This window comes from Phenylobacterium sp., assembly GCF_036501465.1.
In the GTDB taxonomy this organism is placed as follows: Bacteria; Pseudomonadota; Alphaproteobacteria; order Caulobacterales; family Caulobacteraceae; genus Phenylobacterium.
Window position 1 is genome coordinate 1 of sequence record NZ_DASYAF010000167.1, and the last position, 18,133, is coordinate 18,133.

General features: G+C 69.4%; 18 protein-coding genes. 10 read left to right on the forward strand and 8 right to left on the reverse strand.

Annotated elements, in window-relative coordinates; genetic code table 11:
- Nucleotides 1–155: 155 nt before the first annotated feature.
- Nucleotides 156–1,631, reverse strand: coding sequence for an Asp-tRNA(Asn)/Glu-tRNA(Gln) amidotransferase subunit GatA (gene gatA, locus VGL85_RS19740; protein WP_331590726.1), 1,476 nt, complete (start codon nucleotides 1,629–1,631; stop codon nucleotides 156–158).
- A gap of 1 nt (nucleotide 1,632) precedes the next feature.
- Nucleotides 1,633–1,920: an Asp-tRNA(Asn)/Glu-tRNA(Gln) amidotransferase subunit GatC gene (gatC, locus tag VGL85_RS19745; RefSeq protein WP_331590727.1), complete on the reverse strand. Its 288-nt coding sequence runs from the start codon at nucleotides 1,918–1,920 to the stop codon at nucleotides 1,633–1,635.
- A 209-nt stretch (nucleotides 1,921–2,129) separates the two neighbouring features.
- Here gatC and ruvX point away from each other — a divergent pair, with 209 nt between their 5' ends.
- Nucleotides 2,130–2,600, forward strand: coding sequence for a Holliday junction resolvase RuvX (gene ruvX, locus VGL85_RS19750; protein ID WP_331590728.1), 471 nt, complete (start codon nucleotides 2,130–2,132; stop codon nucleotides 2,598–2,600).
- On the opposite strand, the gene VGL85_RS19755 is transcribed toward ruvX, so the two are convergent.
- Nucleotides 2,597–3,106, reverse strand: a complete 510-nt coding sequence (locus VGL85_RS19755) for a DUF1993 domain-containing protein (protein WP_331590729.1) — start codon at nucleotides 3,104–3,106, stop codon at nucleotides 2,597–2,599. The genes ruvX and VGL85_RS19755 overlap by 4 nt on opposite strands.
- A 126-nt stretch (nucleotides 3,107–3,232) precedes the next feature.
- On the opposite strand from VGL85_RS19755, the gene VGL85_RS19760 reads away from it, so the two are divergent.
- Both VGL85_RS19760 and pyrC read left to right on the forward strand, forming a co-directional pair.
- Entirely contained in the window at nucleotides 3,233–4,213 is a 981-nt protein-coding gene (locus VGL85_RS19760; RefSeq protein WP_331590730.1) for an aspartate carbamoyltransferase catalytic subunit, read from the forward strand.
- The gene (gene pyrC / locus VGL85_RS19765) at nucleotides 4,210–5,514 is read left to right on the forward strand and encodes a dihydroorotase (RefSeq protein WP_331590731.1); all 1,305 of its coding nucleotides are present in this window, start codon (nucleotides 4,210–4,212) and stop codon (nucleotides 5,512–5,514) included. Before VGL85_RS19760 ends, pyrC begins: the two co-directional genes overlap by 4 nt.
- Here pyrC and VGL85_RS19770 read toward each other — a convergent pair.
- The 3 genes from VGL85_RS19770 to VGL85_RS19780 form a co-directional block, all read right to left on the reverse strand.
- A complete protein-coding gene (locus VGL85_RS19770; protein WP_331590732.1) occupies nucleotides 5,511–5,867 on the reverse strand; it encodes a hypothetical protein in 357 nt (118 codons plus the stop codon). The genes pyrC and VGL85_RS19770 overlap by 4 nt on opposite strands.
- Nucleotides 5,868–5,958: 91 nt before the next feature.
- Entirely contained in the window at nucleotides 5,959–7,197 is a 1,239-nt protein-coding gene (locus VGL85_RS19775) for a metal-dependent hydrolase family protein (RefSeq protein WP_331590733.1), read from the reverse strand.
- A gap of 52 nt (nucleotides 7,198–7,249) precedes the next feature.
- Nucleotides 7,250–7,633, reverse strand: a complete 384-nt coding sequence (locus VGL85_RS19780) for a cupin domain-containing protein (protein WP_331590734.1) — start codon at nucleotides 7,631–7,633, stop codon at nucleotides 7,250–7,252.
- A gap of 57 nt (nucleotides 7,634–7,690) precedes the next feature.
- Between VGL85_RS19780 and VGL85_RS19785 the strand changes: the two genes are divergently transcribed.
- The 6 genes from VGL85_RS19785 to VGL85_RS19810 all read left to right on the forward strand — a co-directional run bounded on the left by VGL85_RS19785 (nucleotide 7,691) and on the right by VGL85_RS19810 (nucleotide 13,923).
- Nucleotides 7,691–7,993: a winged helix-turn-helix domain-containing protein gene (locus VGL85_RS19785; protein ID WP_331590735.1), complete on the forward strand. Its 303-nt coding sequence runs from the start codon at nucleotides 7,691–7,693 to the stop codon at nucleotides 7,991–7,993.
- Nucleotides 7,994–8,024: 31 nt separating this feature from the next.
- Nucleotides 8,025–8,678, forward strand: coding sequence for a glycerol-3-phosphate 1-O-acyltransferase PlsY (gene plsY / locus VGL85_RS19790; RefSeq protein ID WP_331590736.1), 654 nt, complete (start codon nucleotides 8,025–8,027; stop codon nucleotides 8,676–8,678).
- Nucleotides 8,675–9,760: a DNA-processing protein DprA gene (gene dprA, locus VGL85_RS19795; RefSeq protein WP_331590737.1), complete on the forward strand. Its 1,086-nt coding sequence runs from the start codon at nucleotides 8,675–8,677 to the stop codon at nucleotides 9,758–9,760. Before plsY ends, dprA begins: the two co-directional genes overlap by 4 nt.
- 91 nt (nucleotides 9,761–9,851) lie before the next feature.
- The gene (locus VGL85_RS19800) at nucleotides 9,852–10,151 is read left to right on the forward strand and encodes a hypothetical protein (RefSeq protein ID WP_331590738.1); all 300 of its coding nucleotides are present in this window, start codon (nucleotides 9,852–9,854) and stop codon (nucleotides 10,149–10,151) included.
- A 244-nt stretch (nucleotides 10,152–10,395) separates the two neighbouring features.
- A complete protein-coding gene (gene topA / locus VGL85_RS19805; RefSeq protein ID WP_331590739.1) occupies nucleotides 10,396–12,999 on the forward strand; it encodes a type I DNA topoisomerase in 2,604 nt (867 codons plus the stop codon).
- Between the two features lie 123 nt (nucleotides 13,000–13,122).
- Nucleotides 13,123–13,923, forward strand: a complete 801-nt coding sequence (locus tag VGL85_RS19810; RefSeq protein ID WP_331590740.1) for an alpha/beta hydrolase — start codon at nucleotides 13,123–13,125, stop codon at nucleotides 13,921–13,923.
- Here the strand turns inward: VGL85_RS19810 and VGL85_RS19815 are convergent.
- Nucleotides 13,920–14,822, reverse strand: coding sequence for a hypothetical protein (locus VGL85_RS19815; RefSeq protein ID WP_331590741.1), 903 nt, complete (start codon nucleotides 14,820–14,822; stop codon nucleotides 13,920–13,922). The genes VGL85_RS19810 and VGL85_RS19815 overlap by 4 nt on opposite strands.
- A gap of 200 nt (nucleotides 14,823–15,022) precedes the next feature.
- On the opposite strand from VGL85_RS19815, the gene rnr reads away from it, so the two are divergent.
- Nucleotides 15,023–17,371 (forward strand): ribonuclease R, encoded by a 2,349-nt coding sequence (gene rnr / locus VGL85_RS19820; RefSeq protein WP_331590742.1) that lies wholly within the window; start codon nucleotides 15,023–15,025, stop codon nucleotides 17,369–17,371.
- On the opposite strand, the gene VGL85_RS19825 is transcribed toward rnr, so the two are convergent.
- A complete protein-coding gene (locus tag VGL85_RS19825) occupies nucleotides 17,368–18,012 on the reverse strand; it encodes a TMEM175 family protein (RefSeq protein ID WP_331590743.1) in 645 nt (214 codons plus the stop codon). The two genes, rnr and VGL85_RS19825, sit on opposite strands and share 4 nt — an antisense overlap.
- Between the last annotated feature and the right edge of the window lie 121 nt (nucleotides 18,013–18,133).

Below are 18,133 nucleotides of genomic sequence, written 5' to 3' on the forward strand. Positions count from 1 at the left end.
CCCGATGAGCCAAGGCGCCATCGACGACGCCAAGCTGAAGCAGATCCAGGCCGACCTCGACAAGGCCTCCGGCAAGTAAGCCGGTCCGAACCCTCTAGGGTTTAACGAGACCCCGCCTCGCAGGAGGCGGGGTTTTTCGTATCAGGCCCGCCACGTCACCCCCACCATTTCTGGGGCTTGGCGCGGAAGTCGGCGGCCTTCTCCAGGGCGCCGCCCAGCGAGAACAGGGTCCCCTCGTCCAGGGCGCGGCCGATCAGCTGCAGGCCGAGCGGCAGGCCGGAGGCGTCGAGGCCCGCCGGCACGCTCATCCCCGGCAACCCGGCCAAGTTCACCGTCACCGTGAAGATGTCGTTGAGGTACATGGCCACCGGATCGTCGGCCTTGTCGCCGAGCTGGAAGGCTGCGCTGGGCGCGGTCGGCGTCAAAAGCGCATCGACCTTCTGCCAGGCCTGATCGAAGTCATCGGCGATGCGGCGGCGGACCTTGAGCGCCTTCAGATAGTAGGCGTCGTAGTAGCCGGCCGAGAGCACATAGGTGCCGATCATCAGGCGACGCTTCACTTCCTCGCCGAAACCCTGGGCGCGAGACTGCTCGTAGGTGTCGATGAGGTTGCCGCCGTCGACGCGCAGGCCGTAGCGCATGCCGTCGTAGCGGGCGAGGTTCGAGGACGCCTCGGCGGGCGCCACGATGTAGTAAGCCGGCAGCGCATATTTGGTGTGCGGCAGGCTGACCTCGACGATCTCGCAACCGGCCTCCTTCAGCCAGGCGATGCCCTGTTCCCATAGCGCGTCGATCTCAGCCGGCATGTTGTCGACGCGGTATTCCTTGGGCACACCGATCCGAAGGCCCTTCACCGACTTGCCGACAAAGCTTGCGAAATCAGGGGTTTCTACGGGAAGGCTAGTGGAATCCTTCGGGTCGTGGCCGGCCATGGAGGTAAGCAGGATCGCCGCGTCCTCGACCGTGCGCGCCATCGGCCCGGCCTGGTCCAGCGAGGAGGCGAAGGCCACCACACCCCAGCGCGAGCAGCGGCCGTACGTCGGCTTGACACCGACCGTGCCGGTGAAGGCGGCCGGCTGGCGGATCGAACCGCCGGTGTCGGTGGCCGTCGCGCCCAGACAGAGCCCAGCCGCCACCGCCGCAGCCGAACCGCCGGATGAGCCGCCCGGCGTGAGCGGGCCGTTGCCGCCGGCCGCGCGCCAGGGGTTCACCACCGAGCCGAAGCACGAGGTCTCATTGGACGAGCCCATGGCGAACTGGTCCATGTTGAGCTTGCCCAGCATCACCGCCCCATCGCGCCAGAGGTTGGCGGTGACGGTGCTCTCATAGGCCGGGACGAAGTTTTCGAGGATCTTCGAAGCGGCGGTCGATCGCACGCCCTCGGTGCAGAACAGGTCCTTGATCCCGAGCGGCGCGCCTTCCAGCGGCCCGGCATTGCCCGACGCGCGGCGCTGATCCGAGGCCTTGGCCATTTCCAGCGCCTTGTCCGGTGTTTCCAGCACATAGGCGTTCAGCGCGCGCGCGGCTTCCACCGCCTCCACATGGGCCTGGGTGATCTCGGCCGAGGAAAAGGACCTGTCGTTGAGGCCGTCGAGGGCTGCCTTCAGGGTCAGGGAGGTGAGGTCGGACATGCTATTCGAGCACCTTGGGCACGACGTAGAAGTTGCCGGCCCGCTTCGGAGCGTTGCCGAGCACCCGTTCGGCGTCGCCGCCGTCAGTGACCACATCGTCGCGCATGGGGAGCGCCACAGCCACGGCAGAGGTCATCGGCTCGACGCCATCGGTGTCGACCTCTCCGAGCTGCTCGATCCAGCTCATGATGCCGTTCAGCTCCTTGGCGAGCTGCTCCAGCCGGTCCTCCGGCGTCGCGATCCTGGCGAGCCGGGCGACCTTGCGCACGGTATCGGCGTCGATGGCCATTGGCCCTCCTGAAGTCCAGGGGCGTGGGTTAGCCGTGCGAGGGGGTGAAATGCAAGTGACACGCCCTGGCGCTTCATCCGGAAGGGCGCGTGAGCGGCCTGTCCGGGACCCATGCGCGTCGGCGTGTCAGAATCTGCCTGGACCATGGGCGTCCATGGATTCCGGTCTTTCGCTGGCGCGAAAACCAGGATGACACGTAAAAGGGCCCGATGGCCGTCGTCGACCTTCTGGAACTCCCTGCCCTGCTCGCCCCTCACGCGCCGCTGGCGGGCCTGGACCTGGGCGAGAAGACGATCGGGGTGGCGGTGAGCGACGCCACGCGCACGGTGGCCTCGCCGCTGGAGCTGATCCGCAAGACGAAGTTCACGGACGACGCGAACGCGCTCTTCAAGCTGATGGAAAGCCGCGTCGCCGGCGGGGTGGTGATCGGCCTGCCGGTGAACATGGACGGGACCGAGGGGCCGCGCTGCCAGTCCAGCCGCGCCTTCGCCCGCAACCTGCTGCGCCTGAAGCCCGAGTTGCCGATCGCCTTCTGGGACGAGCGGATGAGCTCGATGGCCGTCAACCGGGTGCTGATCGCGGAGGCCGACGTGTCCCGCGCCCGGCGCGCCGACCTGGTCGACAAGATGGCCGCCGGCTGGATCCTGCAGGGCGCGCTGGACCGGCTGCGGAGCGCCTAGAGCCCGCTGGCGAACAGGTCGATCTTGCCGATCTGCACGCCCTTGGACCGCAGGATCCCGTAGGCGGTCGACAGGTGGAAGTAGAGGTTGGTGGTGGCGAACACCGTCAGCCACTGGCTGGCCGGCAGGGCCGGCGACATGCCGTTGCCGATCTCCACGGTCAGCGGGACGTCGTCGCGGCCGGCGAACTGCTCGGGCGTCAGCGCCGCCAGATAGGCCTTGGCGTCGGCGATGGCCCCCCGAAAGCCGGCCAGATCGATGTCGGCCTCGATGGCGGCGGGCACATCGAGGCCCGCGGCCCGGGCGGTCCACTGCCGCGAAAAGTTGCAAACCACCATGGCCTGGAAGCGGAACGGCATCATGTCCTCGATCAGCCGCCAGTCGAGGAAGGACTCCTCAGGCTGCCCCTGGGCCTTGGCGAATTCCGCGCCCTTGTTCAGCAGGTGCTCCAGGGTCCCGAGCTGGCGCGAGAAGAGGTCGACGAAGGTGTAGAGGCTGACGGCCATGACGGTCCCCGGTGGGTGCGAATCCCGATTGAGAGGCCGGCAACCTAGGCGCCGGGCGACGCCGATCTCAAGACCGCAGACAGCGCCCTTCCCTCGCCGGGGAAAGCCGCCTAAGAGGGCGCTTTAATGAGCGCCGCGCCCCCCGGTCTGAACGAGGTCCTGCAACGGACCTTCTCGTTTCCGAAGCGGCATTTCCTGTCCAGCACCGACCTGAACGAGGTCGAGGTCGCCAATCTGCTCGACCTCGCCGACGGTTTCGTCAGCCTGAACCGCCAGACGTCCAAGAAGCTCGACCTCCTGAAGGGCCGGACGCTGATGAACCTGTTCTTCGAGAACTCGACCCGGACGCAGTCGAGTTTCGAGCTGGCCGGCAAACGCCTGGGCGCCGACGTGGTCAACATGAGCCCGCGCTCAAGCTCGATCAGCAAGGGCGAGACCCTGATCGACACGGCGGTGACCCTGAACGCCATGCAGCCGGACCTGCTGGTGGTGCGCCATTCCTCGTCCGGCGCGGCCTCGCTGCTGTCGCAGAAGGTGAGTTGCTCGGTGGTCAACGCCGGCGACGGCCAGCACGAGCACCCGACCCAGGCGCTGCTGGACGCTCTGTCCATGCGCCGGGCCTTCGGGCGGATCGCGGGGCTGAAGGTGGCGATCTGCGGGGACGTGGCGCATTCCCGCGTGGCGCGCTCCAACGTGGCGCTCCTGCAGATGCTGGGGGCCGAGGTGCGGCTGGTGGGCCCGCCGACCCTGATCCCGCCGGCCGCCGAGCGCTGGAACGTCGCGATCTTCCACGACATGCGCGAAGGGATCGCCGGCTGCGACGTGGTGATGATGCTGCGCCTGCAGCTGGAGCGGATGGACGGGGTGATGGCCCCGTCGCAGCGCGAATACTTCCGTTTCTTCGGGCTGGACCGCGAGAAGCTGGCGCATGCGGCGGACCATGTGCGGGTGATGCACCCCGGGCCGATGAACCGCGGCGTGGAGATCGACAGCGACGTCGCCGACGACCTGTCGGTCAGCCTGATCCAGGACCAGGTGGAGATGGGCGTCGCCGCGCGCATGGCGGTGCTGACCTCGCTGGCGGCGCGACTGGAGAACGACCGATGACGGCGGCGTCGCGCGGCGCGATCGCCTTCGCCAATGTGCGGCTGGTGGACCCGGCCAGCGGCTACGACGGCCCCGGCGGGTTGATCGTCGCCGAGGGCGTGATCGCCGACGTGGTGAAGGGCGACAAGGGCCTGGGATCGCTGGCCAGGGACGTCGAGGTGATCGACGGGCGCGGCTGCGCCCTGCTGCCCGGCCTGGTGGATATCCGGGTCAAGACCGGCGAGCCGGGCGCCGAGACCAAGGAGACCCTGAAGTCGGCGGCCCTGGCGGCGGCGGCGGGCGGGGTCACCTCCATGGTCGTCCAGCCGGACACCAACCCGGTGATCGACGAGCCCTCGGTGGTGGACTTCATCCTGCGGCGCGCCCGCGACATCGAGCTGGTGAAGGTCTATCCGGCCGGCGCCGCCACCAAGGGCGCGCACGGCGAGCGGATGGCCGAGATCGGGCTGATGGCCGAGGCCGGCTGCCTCTATGTGAGCGACGCCGACCGGCCGATCGTCGATTCCAAGGTGCTGCGCCGGGTGCTTTCCTACGCCAAGGCGTTCGGGGTGCTGGTGGCGCACCGCCCGGCCGACCCTTGGCTCTCGACCGGGGCGGCGGCCAGCGAAGGCGAGTTCGCCTCGCGCATGGGCCTGCCCAGCGTGCCGGCGGTCGCCGAGAAGATCATGCTGGAGCGCGACCTGGCGCTGGCTGAGCTGACCGGCGCGCGCCTGCTGGTCGACCAGCTGACCACCGCCGAGGCGATCGAGAGCTTCCGCCGCGCCCGCGCCAAGGGCCTGCCGGTGACCGCCACCACCTCGATCAACCACCTGTCGTTCAACGAGATCGACATCGGCGACTACCGCACCTTCTGCAAACTGGACCCGCCGCTGCGGTCGGAAGACGACCGCCAGGCGGTGATCGAGGCGGTGGCGAGCGGCCTGATCGAGATCGTGGTCAGCGCCCACGCCCCGGCCCCGGCCGAAGACAAGCGCCTGCCCTATGACGAAGCGGCGCCCGGCGCCGTGGGCCTGCAGACCCTGCTGCCGGCCCTGCTCACCTTCCACCACGAAGGCCGCATCCCGCTGATCGACCTGATCCGCACGGTGACGTCCGCGCCCGCCGATCTGCTGGGCCTGCCACAGGGCCGCCTGGCCAAGGGCGCGCCGGCCGACCTGGTGCTGGCCGACCTTGCCGCGCCGCTGCTGATCGACGCCGACAAGCTGGTCTCGAAGTCGAAGAACTCGCCGTTCGACGGCCGGCGCCTGCAGGGCAAGGTGCTGCGCACCCTGGTCGACGGGCGCACGGTCTACAGCGGCTAGATGGCACGCGGCGGTCGCACGAACCACCAGAACACTGCGCCACTGACAGAACCGCACACCAAACCAAACAGGATCTGAAGCGCATAGATTATGGGCAAGCTACTGGCCGGAATCGCCGCTGTCCCGAGACGTAGCACGCAGAAAACCACGGCCATCAATGTACTGGCGGCGGTCCAGCTCAAGATCAGCTCCGCCGCGCCCGGCCGGACATATCGGGTTCGCACAAGGTAAGTGGGAAACGCGATCAGGCAGATTGGAATATAGCCAAGGAAGACCCCGAACAGCAGGCCACCCGCCAAAATGAATTTCAGAGGTATAAGGCGGGTGGCGGCCAGCATCATCGCGATCGCCAAACTCGCGGCTGCCGGCCCCAACAACAATCCCATTCCAATCCGATGATCGGGCGCCCTGTTCGACCTCGCCATCGTCATTCTCGCACCGAACCTAGAGAGTCCGCTTGTGGAAGCGACCGCCCTGCAGGATCACCGGCAGGTTCGCTCCGCCCTGCCCCAGGATGGACACGTCGGCCAGGGGATCGCCGTCCACGACGATCAGGTCGGCGACGAAACCGGGCGCGACCCGGCCGATGCGGTCCGGCATCTGCAGCAGTTCGGCGTTGATACTGGTGGCCTGGCGCAGGATCTCCACAGGCTCGAAGACCTGGGCGCGCAGGGCGAACTCGGTCCCCTGGCGGTCCTGCTGCGAGCCCAGCAGATCGGTCCCGAAGCCGACCTTGAGGTTCGAGCGGCGCATCACCTGCAGGCCCTGCAGCACCCCGCCGGACACCTGGCGCAGCTTTTCCTGGCTGACCGGCGGCAGGCCGAGCTTGGCCCCGTCCTCCAGCAGCGCCCAGATGGTGGCAAGGGTCGGGACCACGAAGGCGCCCTTGGCGGCCACGGCGTCGGCGGCGGTCTGGTCGATCAGGGTGGCGTGCTCGATGGAGCGCACGCCGAGCTCGGCGCAGCGGCGCACCGCCTCGGCCGGATGGCAGTGGGCCATCACATAGGCGCCGTGGCGCTCGGCCTCCTCGACGGCCGCCAGGATCTCGCCGTCGCTGAACTGCAGCCGATCCACCGGGTCGGAGGGGCTGGCGACGCCGCCGGAGCCCATGATCTTGATCTGGTGGGCGCCGTGGCGCAGTTCCTCGCGCACCGCCTTGCGCACCTCGTCGGGAGAGTCGACCACATGGGCGAAGCGGGTGGCGCCGCCCTCGCGCAGCTCGCAGGCGCAGGAGAACTCGCCGGGGCGGCGGAAGTCGCCGTGGCCGCCGGTCTGGGTGAGCACCCGCCCGGCGTGCAGCAGGCGCGGGCCCTTGGCCAGGCCGTCCTGCAGCGCCTGGACATAGCCCACGTCCGTGCCGCCGGCGTCGCGCACGGTGGTGAAGCCGCGGTCCAGCATGGCGGCCAGGGAGCGATAGGCGAAGGCGGCCAGGTATTCGGTGCGCCGGGTGATCAGCTTCACGATGTCGAGGTCGGTGGCCCAGATGTGCACGTGGGCGTCGATCAGGCCCGGCATCAGGGTGCGGCCGCCCAGGTCGACGACCTCGGCCCCGTCCGGGGCCTTGAGGGTCTTGTCGGAGACCTCCTGGATCAGGCCGTCGGCGACCAGCACGCTCCGGCCGGGCGCAAGCGCGTCGCCGACGCCGTCGAACACCGCCGCATTGGTGAAGAGGATCGCATCCATCCGCCGCCCCCGAGCTTCGCGGGCGCGATTTGGCGCGGCGGACCGCGGCCGGTCAATCGCCGGTGGGAACCACGCCGGCCTTCTCGACCATCAGCACCACGGTCCGGCCGCGGGCGTGAGGGAAGTGCATGACGCCGCGCGGGACGGTGACTCCCTGCCCCGGCTCCAGGACGACGGTGCGGTCTTCCAGTTCGATGTCGAGCCGGCCTTCGACGACGTAGAAGAACTCGTCCTCCTCGTCGTGCCTGTGCCAGTGGAAGTCGCCCTCCAGCACGCCCAGGCGCACGACCGCGTCGTTGACCTCGGTAAGCGTGCGGTTCCACCAGGGCTGGACGGCGGCGGCGGTCGCGGCCACGTCGATGTGGGTCCCTTGCGCGAACATCACCTCGGTCTCGATGTCGTATTGGCCGGCCGGCCGGTCTGCTACCTTGTCCATCGTCGCGGCTCCCTTTAGGTCTGGGAGTATCGTATTGGGACTTAGCCATTTGGCAATATGCCTATCGTCGACGCCCTGAAGGCGCTGGGGAACGACCGGCGCCTGCTGATCCTGGAATGGCTGAAGGCCCCGCGCGCCCATTTCCGCGAGCAGGTGGACGGCGACCTGGTGGACGACGGCGTCTGCGCCGTGCTGATCGCCGAGAAGCTGGGGGTGAGCCAGCCGACGCTTTCGGAGCATATGCGGGTGCTGGTGGGCGCGGGCCTGGTGACCCCCAAACGGATCAAGCAATGGACCTTCTACCGTCGGGATGAGGCGGCGATCGCCGCGCTGAAGGCCGCTATCGCCAAGGAAGTCTAGGCGCTACGATTCCTGGCAAACGGGAGGGCGGATGATCGAGGGCTTGAGCTACGCCGTGATCGCGGTCGCCGTCGTGGGCGGCTATCTGCTGGGTTCGATCCCGTTCGGGGTGATCGTCATGCGCGCCGCCGGCGCCGGCGATCCGCGGGCCATCGGCTCGGGCAATATCGGGGCGACCAATGTGCTGCGCAGCGGGCGGCGCGACCTGGCGGCGCTCACCCTGCTGGGCGACGGCGGCAAGGGCGCGATCGCGGTGCTCATCGCCTGGCTGTACACGCGAGGCGCCAGCGACGCGGCGCAGGCGGCGCTGACCTGCGTGGCGGGCTTCTCGGCCTTCGCGGGCCATATCCTGCCGGTCTGGCTGGGCTTTAAGGGCGGCAAGGGCGTCGCGACCTTCTTCGGCACCCTGCTCGCGGCCGCCTGGCCCGTGGGGCTGATCGCCGGCGCGACCTGGCTTCTGATGGCCGCCCTGTTCCGGATCTCCTCGCTGGCGGCGCTGACGGCGGTGGTCGTCGCGCCGATCGCGGCCGTCCTGCTGCACCGCCCGTCGGTGGCGATCCTCGCGATGAACATGGCCATCCTGGTCTACATGCGCCACGCCGCGAACATCCGCCGCCTGATGAGGGGCGAGGAGCCGCGGATGGGCGGCAAGAAGGCCGCTCCCGAAGAGAGCAAAGAAGCGTGACGGAAAGCCTTTCGGACGCCGAGCGGCGCGACTGGCTGCGGCTGGCGCGCACAGAGAACGTCGGCCCGGTCACCTTCGACCAGCTTGTCCGCCGCTTCGGAAGCGCGACCCGGGCGCTGGAGGCCCTGCCCGACCTCGCCCGGCGCGGCGGACGCGCGATCCGGCTGGCGGACGGGGCGGTGGTGGAGAAGGAGCTGGCGGACGGCGCGGCGCTGGGCGCGCGGCTGATCGCGGCGTGCGAGCCCGCCTTTCCGCAGACCCTGGCGGCGCTGGATCCGCCGCCGCCGGTGATCTGGGCGCGCGGCCGCCTGGAGATGCTGGCCCGGCCCGGCGTCGCCGTCGTCGGCGCGCGGGTGGCCTCAGCGGCCGGACAGCGGTTCGCGCGCGGCCTGGCGGCGGACCTGGGCCGGGCGGGCCATGTGGTCGTCTCCGGCATGGCGCGCGGCATCGACGCCGCCGCGCACGAAGGGTCCCTGCCTACCGGCGCGGTGGCGGTGCTGGCCGGCGGCGTTGACGATATCTACCCGCCGGAGCACGCCGCGCTCTACGCCCGGATCGTCGAGGCCGGCTGCGTGGTTTCCGAGAACGAACCCGGCCGCGCGGCGGTGGCCCGCGATTTCCCGCGCCGCAACCGGATCATCGCCGGCCTCTCGCGCGCCGTGGTGGTGGTCGAGGCGGAGTTCCGTTCCGGCTCGCTGATCACCGCGCGGCTGGCGGCGGAACAGGGGCGCGAGGTGCTGGCCGTGCCGGGCTCGCCGCTCGATCCGCGCGCCAAGGGGACCAACGACCTGATCCGCCAGGGCGCGGCGATCTGCGAAGGCGCCGACGACGTGCTGCGCGCGCTGGAGGGCCTGCGGAACCTGCGCGAGCCCGACCGCGAGTATGGGGCGCATCCGGGTAGCGATCCTGACGACGCCCTGCGCGAGGCGGTGGCCGCCCTGCTCTCGCCGACGCCGGTTTCCCGAGACGAGCTGGTGCGCGCGACCGGCGCGCCGGCGCCGCTGGTCTTCGCCGCCCTCACCGAACTGGCGCTGGCCGGCCGCTGCGAACTGTTGCCGGGCGGCATGGTCTCGACCAGCTAACGCCGCAATCTGAACGCACGATCCGGAAATATTCCTGGCAGGGAGCGGGCTTATCCTCAGAGACTCAATTCAAGTCGGAGACCTATCGATCATGAAGCTCACGATTGCGATCACCCTCGCCGCGCTGGCTGTCGCCGGTTCGGCCTTCGCCCAGGCGCCGGGCGGTGGCGGCGGTGGCGGCGGCGCCTCGCCGGAAATGCAGGCCGCCCGTCAAGCGATGATGCAGGCCTGCGCGGCCGACCAGAAGTCGTTGTGCGCGGACAAGCAGGGCCGCGAGGCCATGATGTGCCTGATGCGCGACAACGCCGACAAGGTGAGCCAGGGCTGCAAGGACGCCATGGCCAAGATGCGCGCGGCCCGTCAGGGCGGCGCCGGCGGCGGCAGCCACTAGCTCCAGTCGCTATCTGAAGACGAAGGGCCGGCGTCCTCACAGGGCGCCGGCCTTTTCATGCCAGTCATTCGCGCGCCGTCAAAAGATACTGACCGCTCGAAAAATGAGCCCCCTTAAGGGGGGCTCGGCGAACGCGGTCCTTCAGGGGCGTTGACAGCCGACGGGGGACCACCCCACTTTCCGCGTCCTCTTCGGTCCGGCCAAGCTGGATCGATGGCCTCAAGGACCCATCGCTCCACCTCAAATGAACGTCGTCGTCGTCGAAAGCCCCGGCAAGGCAAAGCCGATCAACAAGTACCTGGGCTCCGGCTACAAGGTGCTGGCCAGTTACGGTCACGTGCGCGATCTGCCGGCCAAGGATGGCTCGGTCCGGCCGGACGACGACTTCGACATGAGCTGGGAGGTGGACGCCAAGTCCGCCAAGCGCCTTTCCGACATCGCCGCCGCCGCCAAGGGCTGCGACAAGCTGATCCTCGCCACCGACCCCGACCGTGAGGGCGAAGCGATCTCCTGGCACGTGCTGGAGGTGCTGAAGAAGAAGAAGGTGCTGGCCGGCGTCACCGTCCAGCGTGTCACCTTCAACGCCATCACCAGGACCGCGGTCACCGAGGCCATGAAGGCCCCGCGCGACATCGACATGGAACTGGTCGACGCCTATCTGGCGCGGCGCGCGCTCGACTATCTGGTGGGCTTCACCCTGTCGCCGGTGCTGTGGCGCAAGCTGCCGGGCTCACGCTCGGCGGGCCGGGTGCAGTCGGTGGCGCTTCGCCTGGTCGTCGACCGCGAGATCGAGATCGAGCGCTTCCGGACCCAGGAATACTGGACGGTGGAGGCCGACGTCTCGGCCGGCGGCGATCCGTTCCTGGCGCGCCTGACCAAGCACGAGGGCAAGCGCCTCACCAAGTTCGACCTCGGCAACGAGGCTTCCGCCTTCGCCGCGCGCGACGCGGTGAAGGCCGCCAACCTGACCATCGCCGCGGTCGAGAAGCGCCCGGCCAAGCGCTCGCCGCCGCCGCCCTTCACCACCTCCACCCTGCAGCAGGAAGCCGCCCGCAAGCTCGGCTTCAATGCGCAACGCACCATGCAGGCGGCCCAGAAGCTCTACGAAGGCGTGGAGATCGGCGGCGAGACGGTCGGCCTGATCACCTATATGCGGACCGACGGCGTGCAGGTAGCGCCCGAGGCGCTGGACGACGCGCGGGCCACCATCGGCGGGCTCTATGGCCGCGATTATGTGCCGGACAAGCCTCGCTTCTATTCCACCAAGGCCAAGAACGCCCAGGAAGCCCACGAGGCGATCCGCCCGACCAGCCTGGGCCGCAACCCGGGCCGCCTGCGCCTAGAGCCGGACCTCGGGCGGCTCTACGAGCTGATCTGGAAGCGGATGATCGCCTCGCAGATGGAAAGCGCCCAGATCGAGCGCACGACCATCGACCTGGAGTCCAGCGACGGGAAGACGGCGCTGCGGGCCAGCGGCGACGTCACCCTCTTCGACGGCTACCTGAAGGTCTATGAGGAAGGCCGCGACGACGCCGACGAGGAAGAGGTCGCCAAACTGCCGCCGGTGGTCCAGGGCGCCGCCGCCCGGGTGCACGCCAGCCGCGCCGACCAGCACTTCACCGAACCGCCGCCGCGCTATTCCGAGGCTAGCCTGGTCAAGAAGATGGAGGAGCTGGGGATCGGCCGGCCCTCGACCTACGCCTCGATCCTGACCGTGCTGCGCGACCGCGCCTATGTGCGGATGGAGAAGAACCGGTTCGTGCCCGAGGACAAGGGCCGGCTGGTGACCATCTTCCTCGAGGAGTTCTTCCGCCGCTGGGTGGAATACGACTTCACCGCCGGCCTCGAAGAGAAGCTCGACGAGGTCTCCGACGGCAAGCTCGACTGGAAGGCGCTGCTGCGCGAGTTCTGGAGCGACTTCCAGCCGAAGACCGAGGAAGTGCTGAAGGTTTCCACCCGCGAGGTGCTGGACGCCCTGGACGGGGCGCTGGCGCCCTTCCTCTATCCGCCCAAGGCGGATGGATCGGATCCCCGCGCCTGCCCCAATTGCGGCGCCGGCCGCCTGGGCCTGAAGACCAGCAAGTTCGGTCCCTTCGTTGGCTGCTCAAACTATCCCGAGTGCCGCTTCACCCGCCCGATCGCCGAGAGCGAAAACGCCGATGCGCCCAGCGGAGACCGCGAGCTTGGCGTCGACCCGGAGACAGGCCTCACCGTCTTCCTGAAGAACGGCCGCTTCGGCGCCTATGTCCAGCTGGGCGAAGGCGAAAAGCCCAAGCGTTCGTCCCTGCCCAAGGGCTGGTCGGCGCCGGACATGGACCTTGAGAAGGGCCTGCGCCTGCTGCGCCTGCCGCGCGAGGTAGGCAAACACCCGGAGGACGGTCAGCCGATCCTGGCCGGCATCGGCCGCTTCGGCCCCTTCGTGCTGCACGCCGGCACCTACGCCAACCTGCCGAGCGCCGACGAGGTGTTCGAGGTGGGCGTCAACCGCGCCGTGACCCTGCTGGCCGAGAAGCGTTCCGGCGCCCGTGGCGGCCGCGGCGCGGCCGAGGCGCTGAAAGAGCTGGGCGCCCACCCGGGCGACGGCGCGCCGGTGAAGGTGCTGTCCGGCCGCTATGGCCCCTACGTCAAGCACGGCGCGACCAACGCCAATGTGCCGCGCGGCACCGACCCGCAGGCGGTGACCCTGGAGCAGGCGGTGCTGCTGCTGGCCGAACGCGCGGCCAAGGGCGGCGGCAAGAAGAAGCCGGCGCGCGCGGCGAAAGCCAAATCTGCGGCGGAGCCGAAGACGGCGGTCAAGAAGAAAGCCCCGGCGAAGAAGAAGCCGGCCGCCAAGAAAGCCAAGGCCTAGCCCTTTTCCGAGTGTCCCGGCGAAAGCCGGGACCCACGCGAGGCTTGCGGCCATCCCCAAGGCCGGGAATATCCTGCGCCTCAGCTTGGGTCCCGGCTTTCGCCGGGACAATCGGGGTCTGAAATGCCCGTCACCACCGCCAACGCAATTCGGATCTACTTCGAACGCGCCGGCAATGGCCCGCCGCTGCTGTTCATCTCCGGCACCGGTGGCGACCTCAGGGTAAAGCCCAACGTCTTCGACGGGCCGCTTAGCAAAAGCTTCGACCTACTGGGCTATGACCAGCGCGGCCTGGGCCAGACGGAAAAGCCCGACGTCGCCTACGAAATGGCCGACTACGCTGACGATGCGGCAGCCCTGATGGCCGACCAGGGCTGGGACGAGGCGCTGGTGGTCGGCGTCTCGTTTGGCGGCATGGTGGCCCAGGAGCTGGCGCTCCGGCATCCGCGGCGCGTGACGCGGCTGGTGCTGGCCTGCACCTCGCCGGGCGGGGCCGGCGGGGCATCCTTCCCGTTCCATGAGATCGAGCACCTGAAGGGCGAGGCGCGCGCCAAGCACATGATCCCGATCAGCGACACGCGCCGCGACGACGCCTGGGCCGCCGCCCATCCGGACCAGTATGCGATGTTCGTGGCCATGGCCGCCGCCGACCCCTATGGGGACGAACCCGGCCACGCCATGGGCGCGCATCGCCAGCTGGCCGCCCGCGCGGCGCACGACACCTGGGAAAGACTGCCGCAGATCGCCTGCCCGACGATGATCGCCGCCGGCCGCTACGACGGAATCGCGCTTCCCGCGACCCAGGAAAAGATGGCCGGGCGTATTCCGGGCGCCGTGCTCCGGTTCTTCGACGGCGGACACCTGTTCATGATCCAGGACCGCACGGCGATCCCCGCCATGACCGAGTTCCTGACCGGCCCCTAGTGTGACCGGTAGGGTTCGCTGACCTGGAAGTCGCGGTAGTTCGCCTCGATCCACGCCACAACCTTGGGGTCGAGCGCCCGGGCGCGGTCGCGGTCGGCTCGCCCGGCCGCCGCTTTGCCGCCCATGATCAGGGCCAGCGCGCGGCCGAACCGGGCTTCGGCGTTCTTCGGATCCAGGGCAATGGCCTTGGAGAAGTCGGCCTGGGCGGCCGGGATGTGGCGCAGGGTGAGCTTCAGGAACGCCCGGTCGAGCAGGGTCGCGGTCGAGGCGGGATTGAGCGCCACGGCGTGGTCGCAGTCCTTGGGCAACGAGGGGCTCCAGTGTCCGCGCACGCCGTTGGCGCAGACCCAGGCCCACAGCTCCGCGTCCTGGGGGGTGGCCTTGGCGCGGGCGACGAGGTCGTCCGGAGCGGTCTGGACCTGCCGTTGCACAGCCGTCCAACCCGGCACGATCCGCGCAGGAGCCCCAGGCGGCCCGCAGACCACCGCCGCCTCCGCATCGATGCCGCTGACCGGCCGGCCGAGCGCGCCAGACTGCAGCTCGTGGGTCACCAGCTTGCCTGACCCGTCGTAGTAGCCCGCCACCTCCTCGCCGATCGTGCGGGCCTTGCAGTCGATGGTCTCGCGCTTGGCTTCGAAGGCGTAACGGCGGCTGATCGATGTGGCCGTCTTGCCGGCGTCCAGCACCACCGCCTGGACCTTGTCGCCGGTCTTCGTGACCTGGTCGGCGGCTAGGTATTGGACGTCATCCACATTGGCCGAGAGCAGTTGGAGCGGCCCGGTCGGCAGCGCCGGTGGGGTGGCCGCGGCCTCGGGCGCCGCGCCCGCGCCCGGACCGCCTCCAGCCGTCAGCCACCACAGGCCACCGCCCAGCACGGCGGTGACCAGGGCCACGGTCACGACCAGCGGGCCGGCGTTCGATTTACGCTTGGCGATGGCGCTTTCTCCCCGGAAGCCCTATATGGGCGTCGAGCGCCCTGGTTGGCGGCAAGCTTGCCGCGATCGGCGCCGCGGGTCCATCGGCGGTTGCGAACCGCCCGCTAGCGACCTTCACATCCCCATCACAAGACGAAAGCCGAATGGTGCTAAAGCACCTCCACATGCCGAAGAACAGACAACCGAAATCCACCCGTTTCCCTCAGAAGACCCCGAAGGGCCTGCCGGACCGGGACACCCTCATCAAACACATCCGCGAGAGCGGCGAGACCAACAAGGCGGAGATCGCCAAGGCCTTCGGGCTGAAGGGCGAGGACCGCCGGGCCCTGCGCCACATGCTGCAGGCCCTCGAGGCCGAGGGCGCACTGGGCAAGCGCGGCCGCCGCGGCTTCGCCGAGGCCGGCGCCCTGCCCGAGGTGGGCGTGGTCGACGTGGTCGAGCGCGACCATGACGGCGACCTGCTTGTCCGCCTGACCAAGGGCGAGGACGCGCCGCTGGTGGTGCTGGCCCCGCCGCGCAAGGGCGAGGCGGCCCCTGCGCCCGGCCTGGGCGATCGCCTGCTGGTGCGCTTCGTGGCGCTGGAGGCCGGCGGCCATGAGGCCCAGGTCATCAAGGCGCTCGGCGCGGGCGGCCAGCGCCTGCTGGGCGTCATCCGCAAGAACCGCCGCGAAACCCGCGTGGAGCCGGTCGACCGCCGCTCCAAGGACAGCCTGATCATTTCCCAGCACGAGGCCGAGGCCCTGCGCGAGGGCGACCTGGTCCTGGCCCAGGCCTCCGGCCGCGAAGTCCGCTACGGGCCGCAGAACGGCAAGATCCTGGAGGTGATCGGGCGCGAGGAGCAGCCCCGCGCCTTCTCCCTGCTGGCGATCCACGCCCACGGCATCCCGACGGGCTTCAGCCCGGCCGCGGAGGCCGAGGCGGAAAAGGCGGAACCGCCGACCCTGAAGGGCCGCGAGGACCTGCGCGACGTACCCCTGATCACCATCGATCCAGCCGACGCGCGCGACCACGACGACGCGGTGTTCGCCGAAGCCGACACGGACCCGAAGAACCCCGGCGGCTGGATCGTCTGGGTGGCCATCGCCGACGTCGCCGCCTACGTCCGCCCGGGCTCGGCCCTCGATGAGACGGCGCGCGAGAAGGCCAACAGCGTCTATTTCCCCGACCGCGTGGAGCCGATGCTGCCGGAGGTGCTGTCGAACGGCCTCTGCTCGCTCCGCGAAGGCGAGAATCGCGCCTGCCTGGCGGTGCGCATGGTGTTCGGCGCCGATGGCAGGAAGCGCTCCCACCGGTTCGTGCGCGGCCTGATGCGCTCGGCCGCCAAGCTATCCTACGAACAGGCCCAGGCCTGCGCCGACGGCTTCCCGGACGACAAGACCGGGCCGATCGCGGATCGCATCATCAAGCCGCTGTGGGCCGCCTACGCCTGCCTGAAGAAGGGCCGCGACGCCCGCTCGCCGTTGCAGATCGAAAGCGCCGAGCGGCGGATCAGCTTCAACGCCGAGGGCGAGATCGCCGCCATCACCCCACGCGCCAGCCTCGAAGCCCACAAGCTGATCGAGGAGATGATGATCCAGGCCAATGTCTCGGCCGCCGAGACCCTGGAGGCCAGGAAGACCCCGCTGATCTACCGCATCCACGACACACCCAGCGCCGAGAAGGTGCAGGCCCTGGCGGACTTCCTGTCCACCCTCGGCATCGCCTGGAACAAGGGCGAGGCGCCGCGGACCGAGCGGTTCAACAAGCTGCTGGCCGAGACGCGCGGCGGGCCGCACGCCGATATCGTCAACGAGGTGGTGCTGCGCACCCAGATGCAGGCGGTCTATTCCACCGACAATATCGGCCACTTCGGCCTGAACCTGGCGAAGTACGCCCACTTCACCTCGCCGATCCGCCGCTACGCCGACCTGATCGTCCACCGCGGCCTGATCAGCGCCCTGGGCTTCGGGTCGGACGGCCTTTCCGAGCGCGACATCGTCAAGATGAGCGACACCGCCGAGGCCATCACCTTCGCCGAACGCCGGGCGATGGCGGCCGAGCGCGACGCCACCGACCGCTATGTGGCCGCCTATCTGGCCGACCGGGTCGGCGCCGACTTCAAGGGCCGGATCACCGGCGTCACCCGCTTCGGCCTGTTCGTGCGACTGGACGAGACCGGGGCGGACGGCCTTGTGCCCGTTTCGAAGCTGGGCGGCGAATACTTCATCCACGACGACCGCACCCATTCGCTGGTCGGCGAGCGCAGCGGCGCGCGCTGGCCGCTGGGCATGCCGGTGGAGGTGCGCCTGACCGAGGCCACCCCACTCACCGGCGGCTTGTTGTTCGAGATGCTGAGCGAGCCGATGGCGGCCGATCCCAATGCGCCACGGCCGCGGCTGGGCATGCGGGCGCGCAACGACCGGCGGCCCGGAGGCGGCTCCGGCGGAGCCTCATTCCGCGGCCCGCCGCGCCAGGGCCAGCCCGGGCGGCCCAAGGGCATCAAGAACACCCGAAAGAAGAAGAACCGGCGCTAGGCCTTCGGCTTCAACGTCCGCTCGTAGACGAAGATCTGCACCGGGATCAGCAGCCAGGCGAACTGCGACAGGCTCAGTTGGTGGGCGCCCAGCAGCGCCAGGCTGACGCCGAAGGCGACCCCAGGGCTGGCGGCGCGGACAATGCGATAGAGCCGATCGCGCGGCGTGATCCCGCCCATCAGCCGGCCCTTGTCGCGTGTGACCGCCGCCACCAGGCCGAGGTTGGCCGCCGAACAGACCATCATGATCGCGCAGTACATCCCCCAGGGGAACGGTGCGCTGAGGTCCTGACCCCACCAGGCCGTCGCGAACGGCAACAGGCAGATCGGGAACATGAAGATCAGGTTCGCCACCGCGGTCAGCCAGTCGAAGTGGCGCAGGCGCCGCGTGGTCGCCAGGTGGGCGATCCAGAACACCCCGATCACCCAGAAGCTCATGGCCATGGCGAAGAAGTGGCCGGCCATGGACAGCATCTGCGCCCGATTGCCCAGCGGGCTGTTGAAGGGCGGCGGCCTCAGGTCCAGCACCATCAGCGTCAGCACGATGGCGAACACCGCGTCGGTGAAGAAGATCACCCGGTTCAGCAGGCGCTCGTCGATGGTCTCGTACTTGGTGACGTTGCTCTCGCCGCTGTCGCTCATGCCGTCCCCCGTTTTCCCAGCATAGCGCCGCGTGGCCTTCCGCAAAGGCGCCCTTCCCTCAGGCCCCGGCGCAGTCATACAGTTGTTTGATGAGTGAAGCCGACGCCAACACCATGACCCG